Annotated in this window: 21 protein-coding genes; 9 read left to right on the top strand and 12 right to left on the bottom strand. The window is 59.9% G+C overall.

Translation table 11 applies throughout. The annotated features are described in order from the left end of the window. Position 1 precedes the first annotated feature (1 nt). Both ACOYO3_RS04740 and ACOYO3_RS04735 read right to left on the bottom strand, forming a co-directional pair. Positions 2-400: a barstar family protein gene (locus ACOYO3_RS04740; RefSeq protein ID WP_002515255.1), complete on the bottom strand. Its 399-nt coding sequence runs from the start codon at positions 398-400 to the stop codon at positions 2-4. Next, positions 397-840: a ribonuclease domain-containing protein gene (locus tag ACOYO3_RS04735; RefSeq protein WP_002515268.1), complete on the bottom strand. Its 444-nt coding sequence runs from the start codon at positions 838-840 to the stop codon at positions 397-399. The genes ACOYO3_RS04740 and ACOYO3_RS04735 overlap by 4 nt, the downstream gene beginning before the upstream one ends. Before the next feature lie 120 nt (positions 841-960). Between ACOYO3_RS04735 and ACOYO3_RS04730 the strand changes: the two genes are divergently transcribed. Then, the gene (locus ACOYO3_RS04730) at positions 961-2,379 is read left to right on the top strand and encodes a protein kinase domain-containing protein (RefSeq protein ID WP_002525067.1); all 1,419 of its coding nucleotides are present in this window, start codon (positions 961-963) and stop codon (positions 2,377-2,379) included. 49 nt (positions 2,380-2,428) lie between these two features. Beyond that, entirely contained in the window at positions 2,429-3,385 is a 957-nt protein-coding gene (locus ACOYO3_RS04725) for a DMT family transporter (RefSeq protein WP_002515216.1), read from the top strand. 15 nt (positions 3,386-3,400) lie between these two features. Here ACOYO3_RS04725 and ACOYO3_RS04720 read toward each other — a convergent pair whose 3' ends face one another. The 4 genes from ACOYO3_RS04720 to ACOYO3_RS04705 form a co-directional block, all read right to left on the bottom strand. Beyond that, complete coding sequence (locus ACOYO3_RS04720; RefSeq protein WP_002515285.1) at positions 3,401-4,048, bottom strand: MBL fold metallo-hydrolase; 648 nt, start codon at positions 4,046-4,048, stop codon at positions 3,401-3,403. Positions 4,049-4,151: 103 nt separating this feature from the next. After that, positions 4,152-5,570 (bottom strand): class II 3-deoxy-7-phosphoheptulonate synthase, encoded by a 1,419-nt coding sequence (locus tag ACOYO3_RS04715; protein WP_002519136.1) that lies wholly within the window; start codon positions 5,568-5,570, stop codon positions 4,152-4,154. Between the two features lie 73 nt (positions 5,571-5,643). Beyond that, positions 5,644-6,201: a hypothetical protein gene (locus ACOYO3_RS04710; RefSeq protein ID WP_002519137.1), complete on the bottom strand. Its 558-nt coding sequence runs from the start codon at positions 6,199-6,201 to the stop codon at positions 5,644-5,646. Between the two features lie 166 nt (positions 6,202-6,367). Continuing rightward, complete coding sequence (locus tag ACOYO3_RS04705; protein WP_002515236.1) at positions 6,368-7,123, bottom strand: lysophospholipid acyltransferase family protein; 756 nt, start codon at positions 7,121-7,123, stop codon at positions 6,368-6,370. Between the two features lie 59 nt (positions 7,124-7,182). On the opposite strand from ACOYO3_RS04705, the gene ACOYO3_RS04700 reads away from it, so the two are divergent. Continuing rightward, positions 7,183-7,590, top strand: a complete 408-nt coding sequence (locus tag ACOYO3_RS04700; protein WP_002515273.1) for a hypothetical protein — start codon at positions 7,183-7,185, stop codon at positions 7,588-7,590. Positions 7,591-7,594: 4 nt separating this feature from the next. Here the strand turns inward: ACOYO3_RS04700 and ACOYO3_RS04695 are convergent, their stop codons facing one another. After that, on the bottom strand, positions 7,595-8,665 hold the full coding sequence (locus tag ACOYO3_RS04695) for an ROK family glucokinase (RefSeq protein WP_002515305.1): 1,071 nt from the start codon (positions 8,663-8,665) through the stop codon (positions 7,595-7,597). A 6-nt stretch (positions 8,666-8,671) separates the two neighbouring features. Next, positions 8,672-9,802: a C40 family peptidase gene (locus ACOYO3_RS04690; protein WP_014172470.1), complete on the bottom strand. Its 1,131-nt coding sequence runs from the start codon at positions 9,800-9,802 to the stop codon at positions 8,672-8,674. Between the two features lie 177 nt (positions 9,803-9,979). On the opposite strand from ACOYO3_RS04690, the gene ACOYO3_RS04685 reads away from it, so the two are divergent. Beyond that, positions 9,980-10,120, top strand: coding sequence for a hypothetical protein (locus ACOYO3_RS04685; protein ID WP_002519139.1), 141 nt, complete (start codon positions 9,980-9,982; stop codon positions 10,118-10,120). Next, positions 10,117-11,880: a DEDD exonuclease domain-containing protein gene (locus ACOYO3_RS04680; protein ID WP_002520378.1), complete on the top strand. Its 1,764-nt coding sequence runs from the start codon at positions 10,117-10,119 to the stop codon at positions 11,878-11,880. Before ACOYO3_RS04685 ends, ACOYO3_RS04680 begins: the two co-directional genes overlap by 4 nt. Here ACOYO3_RS04680 and ACOYO3_RS04675 read toward each other — a convergent pair. Both ACOYO3_RS04675 and ACOYO3_RS04670 read right to left on the bottom strand, forming a co-directional pair. Then, positions 11,800-12,378, bottom strand: a complete 579-nt coding sequence (locus tag ACOYO3_RS04675; RefSeq protein WP_002519141.1) for a rhomboid family intramembrane serine protease — start codon at positions 12,376-12,378, stop codon at positions 11,800-11,802. The two genes, ACOYO3_RS04680 and ACOYO3_RS04675, sit on opposite strands and share 81 nt — an antisense overlap. 183 nt (positions 12,379-12,561) lie before the next feature. Then, positions 12,562-13,074 (bottom strand): peptidylprolyl isomerase, encoded by a 513-nt coding sequence (locus ACOYO3_RS04670; RefSeq protein ID WP_002525071.1) that lies wholly within the window; start codon positions 13,072-13,074, stop codon positions 12,562-12,564. Between the two features lie 183 nt (positions 13,075-13,257). Here ACOYO3_RS04670 and ACOYO3_RS04665 point away from each other — a divergent pair, with 183 nt between their 5' ends. The 3 genes from ACOYO3_RS04665 (at position 13,258) to ACOYO3_RS04655 (ending at position 15,866) form a co-directional block, all read left to right on the top strand. Further along, a complete protein-coding gene (locus ACOYO3_RS04665; RefSeq protein ID WP_002515240.1) occupies positions 13,258-14,373 on the top strand; it encodes a DUF5324 family protein in 1,116 nt (371 codons plus the stop codon). Between the two features lie 293 nt (positions 14,374-14,666). Beyond that, positions 14,667-15,146, top strand: coding sequence for a hypothetical protein (locus ACOYO3_RS04660; protein WP_002515220.1), 480 nt, complete (start codon positions 14,667-14,669; stop codon positions 15,144-15,146). A 9-nt stretch (positions 15,147-15,155) separates the two neighbouring features. Continuing rightward, positions 15,156-15,866: a leader peptidase (prepilin peptidase)/N-methyltransferase gene (locus tag ACOYO3_RS04655; RefSeq protein WP_427305785.1), complete on the top strand. Its 711-nt coding sequence runs from the start codon at positions 15,156-15,158 to the stop codon at positions 15,864-15,866. Here the strand turns inward: ACOYO3_RS04655 and ACOYO3_RS04650 are convergent. Then, the gene (locus ACOYO3_RS04650; protein ID WP_002520377.1) at positions 15,853-16,020 is read right to left on the bottom strand and encodes a DUF1421 domain-containing protein; all 168 of its coding nucleotides are present in this window, start codon (positions 16,018-16,020) and stop codon (positions 15,853-15,855) included. The genes ACOYO3_RS04655 and ACOYO3_RS04650 overlap by 14 nt on opposite strands. 129 nt (positions 16,021-16,149) lie before the next feature. Then, positions 16,150-16,641: a response regulator transcription factor gene (locus ACOYO3_RS04645; RefSeq protein WP_002519143.1), complete on the bottom strand. Its 492-nt coding sequence runs from the start codon at positions 16,639-16,641 to the stop codon at positions 16,150-16,152. 286 nt (positions 16,642-16,927) lie between these two features. Between ACOYO3_RS04645 and ACOYO3_RS04640 the strand changes: the two genes are divergently transcribed. Further along, on the top strand, positions 16,928-17,521 hold the full coding sequence (locus ACOYO3_RS04640; protein ID WP_427305918.1) for a cytochrome c oxidase subunit 3: 594 nt from the start codon (positions 16,928-16,930) through the stop codon (positions 17,519-17,521). Positions 17,522-17,547 lie beyond the last annotated feature (26 nt).

Raw genomic sequence — 17,547 nt, 5'->3', positions numbered from 1 at the left:
TTCACACCAGGAGGAGAGCGAAACCGTTGACCTCGTCCTCATCGAGACGCTGACCAATGGCCTTAACTAGCCGACCCCAATCCTGGGGATTGTCGCGCTCAAAGGGCTGCCATCCGGTCCATAACACTGCCGTGTCTCCACCCAGGTCAGCTAGGCAGTCACGCAGTGCGTCAAGGTTGTGTCCGTACCAGCTAGGAAATGACAGCGCGTGTCCAAAACCGGCAAGAACAGACCCTAAATCAGCGCCTCCGCTCATGTGCATGACGCGCCACCCAGCCTCGCGCCACGCCGTTGCCACCTTGATGGGGTCACAACTATGCGCCGGATCAACAAGAAGGATCCCTGAACCAATGGGGCCACCAGCTTCAGGACCTGAACCTGACTGAACGTCGACTGTCATCGGATGATCCTCTTAAACGTTGAGTAATGGTCCGGCGTCCAAAAACAGGTGGAGTCTGAACCGCACACGATGCGACGCGGTCCTCGACCCTGCGCTCCAGGAGTGGCGACGGTGTACTCGTGGTACCAGCCGTCCTTGTGATGAGGTAGTGCGCCACTGTTGTTGTGATAGACAATTCCGTCCCGGCTGAACGGAAAAGGCCCGCCGGAGTCAATGAGCTTGAGAGTCTGCCGAGCCTGGGTAGGCAGCTCGTTTTCCTGGATGGTGACCAGCCCAACAGACGACTGTGTGGTGGCCATGACGGTCATGGGGGCCGTGGTCGCGTTCGAGCCTGCCGCAGCTACATTACCGGGCGCTGAACAGCCTACGACGACAGCTGCTAGCAAGGTCACAATCCAGACGGACCACCGGTGAGACCGAAACCAGGTTGCAACAGTCATGGGATCAGCCTATGGACTCGCCGGTTCATCTTCCGATGCCCTCCGAGAGACTACGCATACACTTTGGAGTGGGCCGCACACCCCTTCTTCCCCGACCGTGCGTGAGGCGTAATCGTGAGCATGACCATGAGCACTGACCCCCTAGTGGGTCATACCCTCGAGGGTCGCTACGAGATCGTGTCCAAAATCGCTCGGGGCGGGATGGCGACCGTCTATCGAGCTCAAGATCTATGTCTTCCCCGCATCGTCGCAGTCAAGGTGATGCATGAGGGGCTCGATGCAGAACTCGCTGAGCGATTCGATTCCGAAGCGAAGGCCGCGGCCCGGCTCGTCAATCCCCATGTGGTATCAGTTTTCGACCAAGGAATGGACGGAGATCGTCCCTTCATCGTCATGGAGTACGTGCCCGGATGCACCCTACGCCACATCATCACCCAGGAAGCGCCGCTCACCCCGGTGCGCGCTTTGGATCTCCTCGAGCCAGTTGTCTCGGCCCTTGCCAGCGCCCACGAGGATGGCCTAGTGCATCGTGACGTCAAACCCGAAAACGTCCTCATCTCTGATCGTGGTCAGATCAAGGTGGCTGACTTTGGTCTGGCCCGAGCTGTAGGCAACCACACGATGTCAGCAACATCTGGGCAGCTCATTGGAACGGTGTCCTACATTCCACCTGAGCGGGTAACACGCGGTAGCTCCGATGAGCGTTCGGACATTTACTCAGCCGGCGTTGTACTTTTTGAGATGCTCACTGGGCACAAGCCCCATACTGGCGATTCCCCCATTCAGGTGGCATGGGCCCACGTCAATAAGGATGTTCCCGCGCCCTCACAGTACCTGGCCAATGGCACCAAAGCTGAGCACGATATCGCATGGCTCGTTCCGGGATACCTGGACGGCTTGGTACGTGCCTGCACCTCGCGCGATCCCGGGAAGCGCCCTGCGAATGGGAGGGCCCTACTCGACCTTCTTCGTCGTGTACGTCACGCACTGACGACCGGCCGCACGGACGATCCGGCCCTGGCCGCCCTCCAGAACACAGTGCCCCAGCCGAATGCTGTCATCGCCAATCCGGTAGCTCATGCACCCGGAGGTTCAACAGATCGATCCGCCCGCAGACGGAACGAACCGGTACGACCTGGCACGGCGTCAGTTCCGCCATGGTCTCGCACTGGTACTCCGGTATCGCCACCTACACCGGTCTCAATTCCGGATTCTCCACTGTCTCCTATAGACTGCCCTCCGGGGCGCATACCGACGCAACCAGCCAACCACTCTCAGCCGCGTCCGCGGCCGATACACCGGCGTGCTACCCAACCGGCATCCCGTTCCAGGCTGGCTCAGGACGCTGTTCATCGTCGCCGCCGCGGCGTCATCGCGGCTGTCTTCATTGTCCTGGTGGCAGTGTTGTGCGCCTACCTCGTCTTTCACTTCACCTCTTCCCGGTACTCGGCGAGCGAGCTGCACAGTACAAATTCAGTCGCACGGACGTGCGTTCACGGGGAATCATCCTGCATGCACACCGTCTCACAAAATATTTGACGCCAATCTTGGTTGCGGGGCGAAGATTCTCCCGCGTATCATGTGATTCGTGGTTGGTTTTCGTTCTTCGCGCCTTGCTGTGCCCGCTCTCCTTCTCATGGCTGCTCTGTGGGGTTCGACCCTCGTCGTCATGAAGGGTATCTATGCCCACATGAGCCCCGAGAACCTGCTAGCGTGTCGTTTCGCCATGGCGGCCGCCGCATTCGGAATCCTCTTCCCGAAGGCCTGGCGCGCCAATATGCGCACCATAGCCAAGGGGGTTACCCTCGGCGTGCTCTTTGCTGCCGGTCAGCTACTTCAGGCCATTGGACTCGGGACCACTCAGGCTGCCATGAACGGGTTCATCACCAGTCTCTATGTGGTCTTCACACCGCTATTGGCCGCTGTGATCTTTCGCAAAAAGGTCTCCACCGCCATCTGGGGAGCTGTGGCACTGGCGACTGTCGGCATGGGAGTGCTGGCTCTTGATCCCTCTACCCTCGGTAGCGGATTCGGTATCGGTCAGCTACTGACTCTGGCTTCCGCCGTGGCCTACGCCGGCCACATCGTGGCAACTGGACGCTTCGCCAACCCGTCCAACGTCACATCCCTCGGGCTGTACCAAACGATCACCGTCGCCATCGTCTGCACCATTGCAGCCCTGCCTGGAGGTCTGAGCGCCCCCACCCACATGGAGGATTGGCTTGCCCTGGCCTACTTGGCCATCATCTGCGGCACTTTGACAACTTTCATGCAGAGCTGGGGTCAAGCCCGGGTGGAATCGACCCGGGCCGCCGTCATCATGTGCACTGAGCCGCTGTGGGGCGCCGTCTTCGCTATTGGTCTCGGCGGCGAGCCACTCACCGGGCGCATTACTATCGGCGGTATCGCCATCCTGGCCGCCATGGCCTTAGTCGTCCGTCCGCCTCGTCGTCGCCGCGGCGCACCGCAGCATCACACCGAGCCCCCGGTAGTCCAGGTCGATCCGGCCTGGGCTACGAGGTTCGGCACGGACCGCATGCTTTGATCCCCGGCCCCGGGGTCAGCCTTGCGGCACCTCCCACGGCTGGCCGTCGCGTAGATCGTGGAAGGTGGTCGACACCATCTCCTGATGCCGATCAAAGGACAGTTGCCAGCCCCGCTCATTAAGTAGCCCCTCATGGATGAGAAAACCGTGCCGAGCCCCCACCGACCTCGCGAAGTCGACAGTTTCTTTCATCGCAGCCCACGGGGCATGAGCCGGGCAAGCCAACACGTCAACACCACGCGGGGTCTCATCTAGTTCGTCACCAGGGTGGTACAGGATCGTCCCAAGCCCCTCACCGATGAGGTATCCGACATTGCCGATCGGTTCCAGATCACGATGAATGACGGCATGGTGGCCTCCTACCGCCTCAATTCTCACCTCACCGATCTGCAACACGTCGCCTGGGGCAACAGGGTCAGCGTCAAGAGCCGGAATCTCATGGCAGGCCCCTTCTTCAGCACGCACCACCGCACCTGAGTTCGCGTCGACTAAGGCACCGATGTGCTCTGGGTCGACGTGATCGGGATGGCGATGGGTGACAAGGATGGCATCGAGATCAGTAAGTCCACGCCAGGACTTACTGAGGTTACCGGGGTCGACGAGGATTCGCTGCCCAGCTGCTTCAACGAGGATGCAGGAGTGTCCCAGATGCGTAATTCTCATACCCTCAGTGTTCCGCCAGCATCACGCGGCGGCAACCAGTTCAGTCACATTCGCGACCGGAACAATCCCACCGATAGGGGCCTTGAGGGGAGCTCCGGATCGATCATAGGTCGATGCTGCGGAACCTTGCCAGCGGACTGACGGCATCGCGCTTGATACGGCCGTCAGCCAATCTCTCAGCGATGATGAAGGCCAGTTCCAAGGACTGGTTCCGGTTCAGACGTGGGTCACAGGCGGTCTCGTAGCGGTTTGTCAGATCGGACTCTGCTAGCTTGTCGACACCGCCCAAGCACTCCGTGACGTCGTCCCCAGTCAACTCGATGTGCACACCGCCAGGCCAGGTACCTAACTCCTCATGGACGTCGAAGAACCCGTTAACCTCGTCGCACATGTCAGCAAACGACCGCGTCTTGTAGCCGTTATTCGTTTCGAAGGTGTTGCCGTGCATGGGGTCGCAGCTCCACACCACCTTGCGTCCAGTGGCTTCCACTGCCTCGATGACTCTCGGCAGGTTAGTACGCACAGCCTTGCTTCCCATTCGGGTGATGAAGGTCAGACGGCCAGGCTCATGGTCGGGGTCAAGGGCATCAGCGATAGCAACGGCGTCCTCCCCAGTCGTCGTCGGGCCAAGCTTGACCCCCAGCGGATTACGCACGTGGCGCAGGAACTCCACGTGAGCACCATCAATCTGACGGGTCCGCTCACCAATCCACAGCAAATGGCCAGAGCAATCGTAGGGTAGCTGGGAGCGCGAGTCGATCCGCGTCATAGCGTGCTCGTAGTCGATGAGCAGGGCTTCATGGCTAGCGTAAAAGTCAACGGTGGAGAGCTGATCGCCCTCGACTCCGCACGCCATCATGAACACCAACGCCCGTTCGATCTCCGCGGCCAGCGCCTCGTAACGAGCTTCCACATTGGAGTTACGCACAAAGTCAGCGTTCCATGCGTGAATGCCGCGAAGATCCGCAAAACCGCCGGTAGCGAAAGCTCGTACCAAGTTGAGAGTAGCTGCCGAAGCGTTGTACACCCCAATCAAACGCTTAGGATCATGCTCCCGAGCTTCCGGTGTGAACTCGAATCCGTTTACGGCGTCACCTCGGTAACTGGGCAGAGTGAGGCCGCGACGGGTCTCGGTGTCCTTAGATCTCGGCTTGGCGTACTGCCCAGCAATGCGACCCACCTTGACCACCGGAAGCTGACCTGCGTAGGTCATGACGACCGCCATTGACAGTAGTACTCGCAGCTTACTCTTAATGTTGTCGGCGTTTACCCCTGCAAAAGTCTCAGCACAATCGCCGCCTTGCAGCAAAAATGCCTTGCGGTTAGCCACTGCCGCAAGATAGGCACGAAGGTCATCGCATTCTCCGGCAAAGACCAACGGAGGCAAACTACGTAGCTGGTTGACGACCTCAGCGGTTGCCTGAGGATCGGGGTACGACGGCTGTTGCACCCGTGGCAGGGCATTGAGGGCCTCAAGACTGGGAACGCTCTGAGACATGGCGGGGATTCTACTTCCCACCATGACCTTCTTCAGTTCCGTTCCACCCCTCTGACGAGGCTAAGCCACCGCATCCGAAACACCAGCCCTGGGATTTTCACCTACCTGGATGAATATCGCGCTCAGCAAGCCGATCGGCCAAGGAAGCTTGTCGAGCTTGAAGCTGAGCGGCGAGACGGGCGTTCTCCTCCTCCCGGGCCAGTTCCTCGGCATCGCGAGCGCTCTCCTCTCGCGATCGCTCCTCAGCATCGCGACGATGCCTCCTACGGTCACGACGCAACTTTCGCATCTGAAACAGCCAGATGATCGGGTGAGGCCGTTGATCTGCCCGCACTGCTGGATAGTCCTGGTACGGCAAGCCTGTGAGCTTGCATAAGGCGAGCGCGACATCGTCAGCTGCAGCCCGCAAGACAGCGTGAGAATGGGGTGTCGCCGCGTGACGCGACATATCAACCGATGTTCCCAGGCTGAGCTGTCCCGCAACAACCTGAGCCGGCACGACGAGGGCTTCAGCATCGAGAGCCAGCCGCGCTACCTCAACGTCTAGACGATGAACCTGACTAGCCCAACTGCGTATCCCCTCGGGAGCCATAAGGACTACAGAGCCCTCGCATAAGTGGCGTAGAGCCTCAGCGTGGGCCTGAGTTCTCTCCATCCGACGACCGGACATGACATACACCTTGCTGACGCGTCCCGACAGGCAATGTTCGGCCGCAGCAAGATCACCGGGCCGATGCAGATGGATAGCGACGATGGTTGGTTGGGCAGGAAGAGGATGACCCGTCATCTCACCATGGGATCGACGCAACCACTTCATGACATCAGGCCTTCGTCACACGAGGCGGGGGCAGGGGCTTGCCGCCGGGCCTTGGTTTCACAAATTTCGAGACATCTTTGCCCTTGAGGTTGCCATGCTTGACCCGGAAACCATAAACATCAACGTAGCTCTGTCCGGTGAGATCGCTGATAGCACCCATGACCTCATCAGTAACCCACCGTAGGACGGCCGTTTCCTCAGTGCGGTCTGCCAGCACGTCGAAGTGCATCGGTTTACCGAAGATGAGGGTCGGATGGTCGAGCAGCGGGATACCCAACACCTTGCGTCTCACTGTCGTTCCGCTGATACCTACTGGGACCACAGGGGCTCCAGACCCCAGAGTCATCCGGGCGACGCCGGTCTTACCCTTGTATAAGCGACCATCTGATGAGCGGGTTCCCTCCGGGAAAATTCCGACGAGGCCCCCCTCGGCAAGTCGGCGTTCTACTGAACCCATGGCATTGACGCTAGTACGGCCACCCGAGCGATCCAGCGGCACCTGCTCGACTGCGCGCAAGAACCACGCGACGACCTTCGACCATAAGCCTCGGTCGCCAGCAAAAAGCTCTTTCTTCGCCGGATAGGTGAGTTTTCTGTCAATCATGGACGCGACGATGATGGGATCCAGGGCCGCAATGTGGTTGCACGCCAGGATCACCCCTCCTTCGGTGGGAATGTTCTCCTTACCGACGACGCGGGGGTGCCACAAGGCTCGCACTCCTGGTCCAAAGAGCGCATACTTGAAGAACTCGTACCACATGGGGCCTCCTCGGCGACCAAGCCTAGCGGCACCTCGAGTTCCCTAATGGGTGGAGGGATATGGAACACGACGGCAACGATGTCGATGCCGCCTTTGAAGCGCTCATCGCTCGCGAATTTGGGGAGGTCGTCACCGCCCCAGGTCGTCCTCGCCCGAATGGTTTACCGGCCCAACGGGCGCCGGCCCATATTCCGCAAGAGCCACCCCGTGACGCCGACGAGATGGATGAGCCGCTGCCCATGGAACCGGCAGCACCTCCCAGTCCAACGACGAAGGTGGGATTGGTTCTGGTGGCGATATGCATCGTTGCCGTCCTGCTGGACATGAGCGGAGTCAATGTGCCCCAAACCACGCTGATACTAGCCATCGCATCCGGAGGAGCAGGGATTAGCCTGCTCATCTGGCGGGCCATCACTCGGGCAGACCGCGATGATGAAGGCCCCTGGGGAAACCACTCACGTTTGTAGCGAGTCACTTGTCCCGAACAACCGGACCGGCGAGAGTTTCACTCAGGCTCTGACGCAAAGTACGGCGTGGCTTGCGGACAGCAGTACGACGACGTGGCCAGAACCCGCGAGCCATGCCCGGCGGTTCGTTGATGGAGTGGCGAGCCAAGTCTGCGGCGCCGATAAGCCCAGCATCGTTACCGAAATGTGCCTTCTGAATATCGGCCATCGGGCGGAACCCCCGGCCCGTCAGCGTGCGGGCATATACAGTGCGCGCAGGTTCAAGCAAGAGGTCTCCGGCGGCGCTCACTCCCCCACCAATGACAAAGAGATCTGGATCTAAGGCTGCTGCCAAGTTCGCCATTCCACGGCCCAGCCAGATGCCAATGTCTGCAATGAGCTCAATGGCAAGACGATCGCCATCGACCGCTGCGCGTGTGACATCAGGACCAATGAGGTTGCCCGGATTGCGGTCAGCTACATAACCCAACAGATCCTGAGCACCGGGAGCTCCCTCGGCAAGCAACGCTCGAGCATCCCTCACGAGGGAATTTCCGGAGGCGTATTGCTCCCAGCAACCACGGTTGCCACATGGGCACCAGTGGCCATCGGGAACCACCGTCATATGTCCGAATTCTCCGGCCATGCCGTATCGGCCGCGGAACATCCGCCCATTGATAACGAGTGCACCCCCGATACCCGTTCCCAACGTCAGGCACACCATGACCCGTGATCCTTGTCCGGCTCCGAACCGGAACTCAGCCCACGCGGCCGCATTGGCGTCATTATCGACGAGAACAGGCACAGTGATGCGCTCAGACAGACGATCGCGCAGCGGCTCATTACGCCATGCTAAATGCGGGGAAAACCGCACGAGCGCCTGTTCAGTGTCTATCCAGCCGGCTGCCCCGATGCCTACAGCACAGATAGGGAGGTTACGAGCCAATTCACGGACCGACTCAACGATAGCGTCCTCAACAGCCTCGGGGCTGCGCGAGGGTGTCAGGCGCTGAATACGCCGAACAATCTGGCCACTTTCATCTACGACACCAGCGGCAACCTTCGTGCCGCCAATATCTATGCCAACGCTAAGCAATGAAAATCAGCCGAAACGACGCGCGCCCTGGTATGAGGACTGTTGCGCTAGAACGGAGACTTTGATGCCAGTTCGCGGACTGGAGGCGTGAATAAACTTGCCATCACCGATGTACATACCGACATGGGTAATGCCCGGGTAGAAGAAGACCAAGTCGCCAGGCTGCAAATCGGAGGTCGATACGGGGGTGCCGGCTGCGTACTGAGCAGCCGCGGTGCGGGGAAGGCTAACCCCAGCCTTGCCCCAGGAAGCCATCATGAGGCCAGAGCAATCGTAGCCGGTCGGGCCAGTGCCGCCCCAGATGTAGGGCTTACCGAGTTGAGCCAGCGCGAAACTGAGGGCGCTCTGAGCGCGCGATGAAACCCCATGAGAGGGGTCAGGAATCGGCACTTGACTACCAGCTTGGGAAGCCTGGGTAGAACTGCTGGACGGCTGTCCCAGGGCGCTCTGCTGATCGGTGGGACGTCCGGTAGACCGGGACACCGCATGTGCAGCAGCGGCCTGGACCTCAGCAGTTTGTTGACGCTCAAGTTCAGCGCGCTGCTGGGCAGTCAGACGGTCAACAACCTGCTTGGCCTCCTGCTCCTTCTTCTTCGCGTCGGCCAACAGCTTGGCCTGTTGATTACGCTGACTCTCAATTGTCGCGCGATCAGCCTCAGCCTGGGACTTCATGGATTTCAGTCTGGCCTGCTCAGCCTGGAAATCCTGGAACTGCACGCTGGTGCGCTCCGTGACGTTTTGAATGGTCGCCAATTTGGACAGGAACTGCCCAGAGTCGCCACTTGCCACAAGCTGAGTAGCCATTGAGACACCGCCGCCGCTCTGGTAGTCACTCAGCGCGACGCGACCGAGAGCCTTGCGCATGGTGGCAACCTTGTCTGACTGGGCCTTAAGGTCTCTTTGCGAACGATCGAGATCCTTCTGAGCTTTGTCGAGGGCAGCCTGGGCCTCGGTGTAGTCCTCCTGTACTTTCGAGGTCTGCTCATCGAGCTGAGCCAAGCGAACCTTCGCCTGATCAATAGGATCAGGAGCGGCCTGAGCCCCCGGATCAACCGATGCCACTGTGCCGAGAAGGATTGCCCCCGTAATGGCAGCAAATGCGACGCCGCGTCCACGTCGAGGTGCGCCACCGCTCACCTGAGAAGCTCCATACCTGTGCTCCACTGTCTACCCTTCACCATCACCTGACCGCCCCTCGCCGCGTCATCACGCGGTGCGAGCCAAGTCATCCGTCCACCTGTGATTTGGTCGATCGGACCAGGACCGTCCCTGCCGACTGAGAGAATCTTATGCGGTCCTCAGGAGCGGGGCAACTTGTTACCAAAAACCGCTCACCATGACGCTCGCTCGCCACCTCCATCCACATGGAATACCGCGCTGACTAGGTTGTTCTCCGTACTCTGCTTGTATTCGCGGCGTTTTTGTCGCCACGCCTACCTACCGTGCCGATTATGAGCGCCGTGCCCCTTCAACCGTCTTTCGACGACCTGGGAACTTCCCTGTCCGAAGTCACCTTCTGCGTCGTCGACCTTGAGACTACCGGTACTAGCGAGGGCTCCCAGATCACCGAGATCGGAGCCGTGAAAGTGTGTGGAGGCCGCGTCGAAGGCGAGTTTCAAACCCTCGTCTGCCCAACCGGGCCTATCCCAGCTTCGGTACAGGTCCTCACCGGCATCACGCACGCCATGGTGCGCTCGGCTCCATCATTGAGCGCTGTACTACCTAGCTGGTTAGAGTTTAGTCGCAGCACGGCACTTGTAGCACACAATGCTCGTTTTGATATTGGTTTCCTTCAACGCGCCTACGCTCAACATGATTATCCCTGGGGCGACCCAGCCGTCGTCGACACCCTCGCGTTAGCTCGGTCAGTGCTTGCCCGCGGAGAGGTCCGAAATTACAAGCTCAGCACCTTATCTCGGCTATTCCACACCACGACGACGCCCTCACACCGCGCCCTTGCCGATGCGAGGGCCACCGTCGACGTCCTTCACGGACTCATCGACAGAGTCGGCAATCTCGGCGTGACGACCCTTGAAGACCTCTTAGAAATGACCCATCGGGTACCGCAGGCTCGGCGTCGCCGACGGGTGTGGGCTAAGGACCTTACCGAAGGGCCCGGAGTCTATTGGTTTTGCCTGGATAAACCTGCACCAGCACATCCGGAGGTCCTTTATGTCGGTAAGTCGGTCAACATCCGACGCCGAGTATCCCAATACTTCACAGCATCGGAAACACGACGCCGCATGGACGAGATGGTGCGAATAGCTACCGGCGTCAAAGCTCGCGAGTGCTCTACTCAGCTAGAAGCGGGGGTACGCGAACTACGCCTCATTGACGCTCACCAACCGCGCTACAACCATCGCTCTCGTCGGCAAGGATCGGTGTGGTGGGTTACCCTCACTCATGAGGCTCACCCGAGACTCGCCGTCGTGCAGCGAGCTCACCGCGATTCCCAACCGCCGTGGGGCCCTTTCATTAGCCGTCAAGCAGCGACTCGCGCGGCGATCATACTGGCTGAAGCTTTTGGCCTGCGACAGTGCAGTGGAGCTATGTCACGGCACCCTGATGGCTGTCCTCTCGCAGAGATGGGCCGTTGCTCAGCCCCATGTTTGAACCCCTACGTCGACTACTCCACCATCGTCGGCTTTGCTCGTCTCGCCATGACTGGCGACGTTCGCGACCTCACTGATCGGCTTGCTCAACGCATCGCACGGCTGTCCGCGGCAGAACGTTTCGAAGAGGCCGCAGAGTTCACCGAAGACGCCCAAGAGGTGCTGCGTGCCACCCGACGTCGTTCCCGACTGGTCTCTCTGGCATCCTGCCCTGAAATTGTCGCGGCGCGGCGCGATGGCGCCTCCTGGGAGATCCACGTCATTCGACATGGCCGCTTAGCGGGAGCTGGACGATGCCGTCTGGGTATTGATCCAATGCCCATTATTGACGCAGTGTGTGCCACCGCAGAAACCGTTTCTGCTCCGCCGGCCGGGCTACCAGCCTGCACTATTGAGGAGGCCGAGCTAGTGGCTTCCTGGTTTGAAGAACCTGGGGTGCGGCTAGTTGACGTCATCGGAGAATGGTCCTGGCCCGCCCATTGCTGGATGGACACCGATGATCTCGCTGCCCGGGTAGCCGCCTTACATCACCCAGGTCACAACGAGAGCGACGAGACAGACAGCCAAGACCGCCAGGCCCGCCCCCAGCTGACGCCGGTATGACGACCACCGAGTCTGCAACCATGCCCAACCAGAAACGGCTCCCACAACGACCGCCCCGATGTCAGCAACCCATGTATTGGAACCGACGACAATTGCCCAGATGATGAACATCGTTAATAACACGATGTCGGCACGAATGTCCTGCTTTTGAACGTATTTGACGACAGCCGATGCCGCCATCAACCCAAACAGACCGCACATCGACCCCTCAAAGGAGTACAGCACCCCAGCCAGGCTGATGGCCGCTGACCCACCCACGCCACATAACAGGTACAGGAACGCAAACTGTACTGAGCCGATCATGGGCTCAATCTGGTACCCGATGAGAACAAGGAGCAGGCCGGTGAGGACTGCACTGATAACCGAGGAGGTCGTCAAGGAGAAGACGAGTGGCCGCCAGACCTGGAAGTCAAAAGCCCTGGCAGACCCTGACGCCAACAGCGACGACAGCGGCGTCAATCGCGCCGCGATCGCGATGAGCAGGGTCACGACGGCCATAGCTACCGACGCCGGACACCTCAAAGGAACCGGACGGACGGGATGTTCACTCCAGCGGTCGAGCATGAATCTCCTCTGGCTCATGACCGTCAATCACAGGGAAATCAGAATATTCAGAATACTTGGAGGGGCCTCGAGGTGCGGTCACCTCGAGGCAGTATCCATTCCTACCAGGCTGACTACTCAGGCCAGCTCGACGCTTTCAATAACGACCGGCTCGACCGGACGGTCCATGCGGCCAGTGCGGACCTGGGCGATCTCGTCGACGACCTTTCGGGACTCTTCGTCAGCGACTTCACCAAAGATGGTATGACGACGGTTGAGGTGCGGCGTCGGGGCCACAGTGATGAAGAACTGGGACCCATTGGTACCCGGACCGGCATTGGCCATAGCCAGCAAGTAGGGCTTCGAGAAAGTGAGCTCTGGGTGAAACTCGTCGGCGAATCGGTACCCGGGACCGCCGGTACCGGTGCCGAGCGGGCAGCCGCCCTGAATCATGAACCCGTCAATGACGCGGTGGAAGGTCAAGCCGTCGTAGAACCTACCAGTGGTCGGCTGACCGGTGTGCGGATCGACGTACTCCTTCGTGCCGCCGGCCAGACCGACGAAATTGTCGACAGTCTTGGGAGCCTGATCGGCAAAGAGGTTAAGGACGATGTCGCCATGATTGGTGCGCAGAGTCGCGGTAGAGGCCACCTGCCTGCCTTCCTGTGAGAAACGATGTGGTCCCTTCTAGAATACTGACTGTTGCGTCAAACCGATCGGAATTGTTCCGCCAGCCGCCGTTTGGGACCACGAATCTCTGGTCTATGGACCATTTGGTCGATACCGTGGAAGGTGCTCGATCACGAGCCATATCCCATACGAATTGGAGGAACCGTGTCCTGCAAGAAGAAAGCTTCCCGCAAGACCGCCGCCGCAAGCAGCCCCAGCACGCTCAAGGAGCAGCGTGCCCAGGCGCTGGAGACCGCCGCCGCATACCTCGCCGCCGCCCAGGACAAGGCTGCTCCGCTGGCCGCGCAAGTCAACGACAAGCTCGGTCCCTTGACGGATCAGATCTCGGACAAGCTTGGTCCCCTCTCTGATCAGGCTGTTGAGGCTAGCAAAAAGGCCCTTGACGCCTCGAAGGAGTACACCCAGGAGAAGGTCGTTCCAGCCCTTCATCAGGCTTATGACACCTTCCAGAAGGATGTCTTGCCTGACCTTGAGGAGCGTGCCGAGAAGGTCATCTCTCACCCAGCCGTTGAGGAAGCCACCCGCCGTGGACAGGCTGCCTTCTCAGCCCTCAAGGGCGAGTCGACCGAACTGGCGGCCAAAGCCGGCATCGAGACGAAATCGGTCAAGAAGGCCAAGCACCGCAGCAAGTTTGGCAAGGTGTTCGGCACTCTCGCCGTCCTCGGCGGCATTTCTGCTGCGGTAGTTGTGGCCAGCCGCCGCTTCCTGAGCTCTTCCGACGACGGTTGGACAGCCCACGAGCCCAAGGTCACCTACTCTTGGACCCCTGGCGATAAGGACAACACTGACAGCCCCGCCCCGAACACTGACGAGAAACTCAAGGACACGCCATCCCCCAAACCCGAGACCAGCCGCGGTTCGAAGCCCGTTGCCAAACCGGCAGATAAGCCCGAGCCGAAGGAGGACAAGTCGGTTCCGGCTGACCCGGTCGCCGCCATGGCCGATGAGGGTGGCCCGGCTGCTGCTGCACCGGAGACTACCGCCGAGACCACTGCTTTCGTTGACGAGGGTGCCCGCTCCGAGACCACGACCAAGGATGGTGCGGTCAAGGCTCCTGAACAGGGCACGAAGGATGAGGGCAATAAGGCCACCTCATACGTCGGGGATAACCCGCCCGAGGGCTACGTGATTAAGGGCAACGACCGCTCGATGAAGTACCACGTCCCGGGCTCGGGTGGTTACGACCGCACCATTGCTGATGTGTGGTTTGCCACCGAGGAGGCTGCCCAGGCTGCCGGGTTCACCAAGGCCCAGCGCTGAGAGCCATTCCCGCCATCTCGACGGGGCTCGCCACCATGGTGGCGAGCCCCGTCGTCGCATATTTTCGTGCCAGCGCGTCAGGGGCGGAATGACAACGTTCAGATTCCGAAACAGCCCGAACAAACCCTAGCGTTAATTGTGATATGTATCACTATAAGTGACACGATACGTAACAGTTTTATAACAACACGCTATCGATGTCACGATAAGTGCCCGCGGCAGCACTTATGCCGGTTAGAAGAGTGTTCTGCCCACATCGTGCGGACACAAGCCACGACAGAAAGGCCTGTCACATGATCACTATGGATCTCGAGTCCTCGAAGACGTCGACTGCATGGGTCGACGCCCGCTTTTTCTCGCTCCATGTCCGTTCCCTCGTCCATGAATGCCGCGTTCCGTGGCGTGTCGTCGCCCTGCTCGCGCATGTCCCCAGTCGAATCGTCCAACGACTCGCTGGCCAGGGGGACCGTCCAATTCACCGCATCCGCGTCATCGACGCCGTGCGCATCCTGCATATCAGTATCGACGACATCAACGCAGCACGTGAACGCATCGTGCCAGCAGGAAGCACGCGCGCTCGGCTCCTCGCCCTCCACAAGGCCGGCTGTGACATTGCTGAGATCGCCACCATGCTGGACGTAACGATGTCCTACGCCGCGAACCTCATGAGCGGGGAAGAACAGATGTGCACTGAGATGACGCGACTACGCAGTCGGGCCGCATGCGAAGCTCGCGGCCTGCTCTCCACTGCCGAATCCATGGCGTCCATGTGAGTCGAGCCCATGTGGATCATCCTCGGCTCCGCGGTGGCGTGTGGCCTGGCGCTGTGGCATCTACGCGTCACGGTCCCGAATCTCGTCGAGCCAACCGTCGAAGAAGTGGGGGACGCGGTCCTGGCAATCAAACCCACATACGCCTCCCTCACCACCCCGACGCGTACCTTCGTCGTCGCCGTGACAGCAGCCGTATGCGGGGCCGCATCGGTCTGCGCGCCACCATGGGCATGGGGCGTGTGGTGGATCTGGTCGGGATCGGTGACTACTCTGGTCATCGTCGATTATGCGACGACCTTCTTACCACTGAAGTTATGGCGTCGCTGCGTAGCCGAGGCTGGGGTAGCGCTCCTGAGCGGAATCGTCCTGACGCGGCCGCCACGTCCACGGTGGCTCATTGCGTGTGTTTTGATCGCGGGAGTGTCAACAGGATTCTTCTGGCTCATGTGGCGACTTAATTCATCCCTCGGATACGGCGATGTCAGGCTTGCGGCGGGCACCGGCTTCCTGGGAGCGACGACGGCCGTACTCTCCCCGTACCCAGATTTCGTCCGCGCCGGGATGATGACTTTGCTCTCCTCCACCATCCTCGGAGCCGTTGTGGCCGTCATCGTCACCCTTGTTCGCAAACATCGCCCCTCACCATGGGGGTCGGCATTTGCCTATGGCCCAGCCCTATGGGCGGGCCCCTGGATGGCATTAGCAATCAGCCTTGGGTAACAGATATCCAACGGTTGAGATGGTCGTGTGCCGCTCCCGAATCAATCGATTGAGCGGCACGCTCCAACCTCTGGGCGAGCTGTGGAACGACGCCGTCATCAACCTGCAGGCCGTCTGCAACAGTGTTGAGTAGCACGACGTCACGCCTGGGCACGAGATCGGCTAGTAGGTCAGCCCAGGTGAATTCATCGACACGGAACCTCGAACATGGACCTCTTTCGAGCCACGTGGTTTGTTCAGCGGGGGCTTGTCACCTCAGGGGACTCAGTGGTGCCCGGCAGTCTCACGGCGTCTCAGCGGCATCGCCACGAATGCCACGAATCACTGAAGCCACCGTCTGAGGCAACGCCACCGGATCAACAGGGTGGGTCGCGATGGCGTCTGCATGGGACCAGGACGCCAACCAGGCGTCCGCGACGCGAGCCACCAGCAAGACGACCGGCGGGCAATTGTCAACCTCGTCCTTGAGCTGATGGCACACACCCATCCCACCGTAAGGAGCAGATTCGCCATCAGCGATCAGAACGTCATAATGACCACTACTCACGGCGTCAACCACCGAGGCCTGAGTAGCTGTCTCAACGACCTCGGCATGCGGAAGGTCCGGAGCGATCATCCCGGTCAAAGCGACCTTCACCTGCTCGCGGACAGCGTGATCGTCAGAATAGACGAGAACCTTGAGAGCGCCCGACAGCTCCCCGTGTTTGTCGCCCATGAGCGGTCCTTTCCCTCGAAGGCGTGGGACTGACATCTCGGTCACGACCGGATGCAACATGGCAGATGCTACAGCCTGAGGGCTATCTCTGCGCCCAGCACCGTCCTGCCTACTGAGACAAGCGGTATCACGAAAGTAAGCAAGTTACCACAGTGTGCCATCTAAACCCTTTCAGTCAACTTCGAATCACACTGGAACAGCGAAACAGCATGACCAATGACACATTTCCAGCCATAATGAGGCCGTGGCCACTTCAGCGCAGACTTCACAACGACCGACGGGAGCCATCCATCCGATCGCGCCGACACGACTTAACGCGCCGACAAGTCGTCCCGATGCCCTACCTATGGGTGTCTGGGTGTGGCTGGCCAGCGAACTCATGTTCTTCGCTGCACTCTTCGCGGCGTATTTCATGATTCGCCAAACAACCAGCGACATGGCCACAGCAGGTCAGCAGACCCTTTGGCAGAGCGAGTCCTCTCACCTCACAGTGGGGGCCGCCGCCATCAACACCCTGATCCTGGTGTTGTCCTCGGTTACCTGTCAGATGGGCGTTCACGCCGCTGAGCATGGCCAAGTTAAGCGCACCAAAGGCCTTGGAGCGATCACCTCTTGGGGCATGCGCGAGTGGTACACCCTGACCTTCATTATGGGCGCGGTGTTCATCGCTGGACAGCTCGCGGAGTACATCACTCTCATCGGTGAAGGCCACACCATCTCCTCGAGCGTCTATTTCTCGGCCTTTTTCATCGCTACCGGTTTCCACGGCTTGCACGTAACTGGCGGTTTGGTTCTGTTCTTGTTCACCCTTGCCCGCACCTACATGGCTCGGCGGTTCACCCACAAGCAAGCAGTCACGGCAATGGTCGTTTCCTATTACTGGCACTTCGTTGACGTCGTGTGGATCATCCTGTTCTCGGTGATCTACATCGTGCGCTGACGCCCCTACTCCAAGAAGGGTGACTG

The organism is Cutibacterium sp. KBN10P07758 (assembly GCF_050286205.1).
GTDB lineage: Bacteria > Actinomycetota > Actinomycetes > Propionibacteriales > Propionibacteriaceae > Cutibacterium > Cutibacterium acnes.
The sequence above is the reverse complement of the archived record's forward strand: the minus strand, read 5'-3'. Positions and strand labels throughout refer to the sequence as shown.

Bases quoted from the DNA above. Each gene is read 5' to 3' on its own strand.
- ACOYO3_RS04740 (WP_002515255.1), bottom strand. From the start codon at position 400: ATGACAGTCGACGTTCAGTCAGGTTCAGGTCCTGAAGCTGGTGGCCCC.
- ACOYO3_RS04735 (WP_002515268.1), bottom strand. From the start codon at position 840: ATGACTGTTGCAACCTGGTTTCGGTCTCACCGGTGGTCCGTCTGGATT.
- ACOYO3_RS04730 (WP_002525067.1), top strand. From the start codon at position 961: ATGACCATGAGCACTGACCCCCTAGTGGGTCATACCCTCGAGGGTCGC.
- ACOYO3_RS04720 (WP_002515285.1), bottom strand. From the start codon at position 4,048: ATGAGAATTACGCATCTGGGACACTCCTGCATCCTCGTTGAAGCAGCT.
- ACOYO3_RS04715 (WP_002519136.1), bottom strand. From the start codon at position 5,570: ATGGTGGGAAGTAGAATCCCCGCCATGTCTCAGAGCGTTCCCAGTCTT.
- ACOYO3_RS04710 (WP_002519137.1), bottom strand. From the start codon at position 6,201: ATGGAGAGAACTCAGGCCCACGCTGAGGCTCTACGCCACTTATGCGAG.
- ACOYO3_RS04705 (WP_002515236.1), bottom strand. From the start codon at position 7,123: ATGTGGTACGAGTTCTTCAAGTATGCGCTCTTTGGACCAGGAGTGCGA.
- ACOYO3_RS04700 (WP_002515273.1), top strand. From the start codon at position 7,183: ATGGAACACGACGGCAACGATGTCGATGCCGCCTTTGAAGCGCTCATC.
- ACOYO3_RS04680 (WP_002520378.1), top strand. From the start codon at position 10,117: ATGAGCGCCGTGCCCCTTCAACCGTCTTTCGACGACCTGGGAACTTCC.
- ACOYO3_RS04675 (WP_002519141.1), bottom strand. From the start codon at position 12,378: ATGGCCGTCGTGACCCTGCTCATCGCGATCGCGGCGCGATTGACGCCG.
- ACOYO3_RS04660 (WP_002515220.1), top strand. From the start codon at position 14,667: ATGATCACTATGGATCTCGAGTCCTCGAAGACGTCGACTGCATGGGTC.
- ACOYO3_RS04655 (WP_427305785.1), top strand. From the start codon at position 15,156: ATGTGGATCATCCTCGGCTCCGCGGTGGCGTGTGGCCTGGCGCTGTGG.
- ACOYO3_RS04645 (WP_002519143.1), bottom strand. From the start codon at position 16,641: ATGTTGCATCCGGTCGTGACCGAGATGTCAGTCCCACGCCTTCGAGGG.
- ACOYO3_RS04640 (WP_427305918.1), top strand. From the start codon at position 16,928: ATGGGTGTCTGGGTGTGGCTGGCCAGCGAACTCATGTTCTTCGCTGCA.